We start from the raw sequence: 1,635 nt of genomic DNA on the forward strand, positions 1-1,635 counted from the left end.
CCGGTGTTGCCGTGCAGGTTTCATAATTACCCCGCTCAAGCTTGCTGGGGTAGATTTTTAGCGTCGCATTCATAGTGAAAAAATTCGCAGCGTTGGAACAATCGGCGGAAGGCGCGCGGTGCAATCAGGTCGGGTTTTCCCAGTTGCTGGGAGGTATGTAGAATCTGGGTTTGGCCGTTATTCACCACTATGCCCACATGCATTAGGCACTCACCGTGAAATCCACAGGCAACGGCGCCGGGTTTACAGGGGCCCGCTATAAAATCTGGCACCACCTGTAAATAACTGTCGGTCAACAGCGGCTTATCATCCGGGCAAACATGGCCAAAGGATTCCAGCAAGGGGGCTTTGAACTGCCGGTGCAACACATCGCGCACCAGCCCCCAGCAATCAAAGCCGTGCATATCCCGTCCGCCGTCTACATAGGGGACGGTGAGATAGTCGTTTATCCAAGACATAAGAGTTAGCCGTAGTATTTCAGGCCTGGGGCAAAATCGGGCGTGTAGAATTTATTGGGCCAGGCTTTATTCACCAGGTCGTGGAAACTGGCAATCACCGAGACAGAGGCCGGATTGGCTTTACCCGATACCGCCGTCATCACCGTTGGCGGCTGTGCGGGGGCGGACAGATCGGATTCGAGGAACTGCCGATAAATCACCTGGATAGAACCGCCAGCCTCCAGCGCGGCATCAATATTTTGCAGCGCTTCGCCGGTGACATTATCCAGCTGGAACTGTAAATCCTGGCGGCCGCGCATGGAGCGCTGTGGCAGGGAAACCCCGAAGCCGCTCGCGGTAAAAGTGGCTGTTTCGCCGTCTTCCAGTTTGGCCTCGATATCGTCAAATCCCTGGCACAGGCGAATCGCACCCGCTTCGAATGCCGGGTGTTTCAGTTCGAGGGTGTGAAGAATGATTTGATCGATTGGGGCGCTGGCGTAGACGGTCTGCAGTACCTGGCTCATCAGAGCATCGCGACGCCGCGCCCGGCCAGCAGCGCTTTCAGGTAATCGTACATTTCCAGAATCTGCGCCTCGGACAGTGCGAGCGGGAATAGGAGGTTGGCGGCATGGTACTGCACCGTAGTATCCAGCTGATCACCAACCCCGCCATTGGGGCCGACGCGATAGGTGTTCGCCGACGGGTTTCGGTTGCCGGCGATACCGCTGCTGCTCAACAGGTTGGTGCCGTCGTGTTGATAGACCATCGTTACATCCTGCACCGTCTTGGTCCCCGCGATAAAACGCAGATTTTGGCCGGGGTTGAAGGAGATGGGCCCCAATCCCGACCCACTCCCCTCTGCCGCAAAATACAGCGAGCTGGTATTGCTAGTCGAATAGAGCATGGCGTCAGTAATTCCGCTGTGCCATGTCCCACAATAGGTTTGCAGTGACGCCGTACACACCGCAATCATCGTGAAGGCACCTTGCGGGTCTAGCTGTTCCCCGGTGTCCAGATAGTTGACCGGCGTCAGGGCCACCTTGCCCCGTTCATACACCGGGGTGCCGGTTACCGTCGCCCGAGAAGTGGTGCTGTTCGGTGCCCAGTTCCGCACGCTCGCGGCTTCGCTCCCGCCAAACAGCCAGAAGCCCACCGCTTGCTCGATATAAGGCGTGGCGATGCCCACACTTTTCGTGAA

3 protein-coding genes are annotated in these 1,635 nt (G+C 57.2%); all 3 read right to left on the reverse strand.

The window, feature by feature from the left end:
* Positions 1–35: 35 nt before the first annotated feature.
* On the reverse strand, positions 36–458 hold the full coding sequence (locus tag LC073_RS21425; protein WP_226649656.1) for an NlpC/P60 family protein: 423 nt from the start codon (positions 456–458) through the stop codon (positions 36–38).
* Between the two features lie 5 nt (positions 459–463).
* Positions 464–961, reverse strand: a complete 498-nt coding sequence (locus LC073_RS21430) for a DUF1833 family protein (protein ID WP_226649658.1) — start codon at positions 959–961, stop codon at positions 464–466.
* Positions 961–1,635: hypothetical protein (locus LC073_RS21435; protein WP_226649660.1), on the reverse strand; the 675-nt coding region annotated here is incomplete at its 5' end. The genes LC073_RS21435 and LC073_RS21430, both read right to left, overlap by 1 nt.

Origin of the sequence: Microbulbifer variabilis (genome assembly GCF_020524905.1) — a bacterium.
GTDB lineage: Bacteria > Pseudomonadota > Gammaproteobacteria > Pseudomonadales > Cellvibrionaceae > Microbulbifer > Microbulbifer variabilis_A.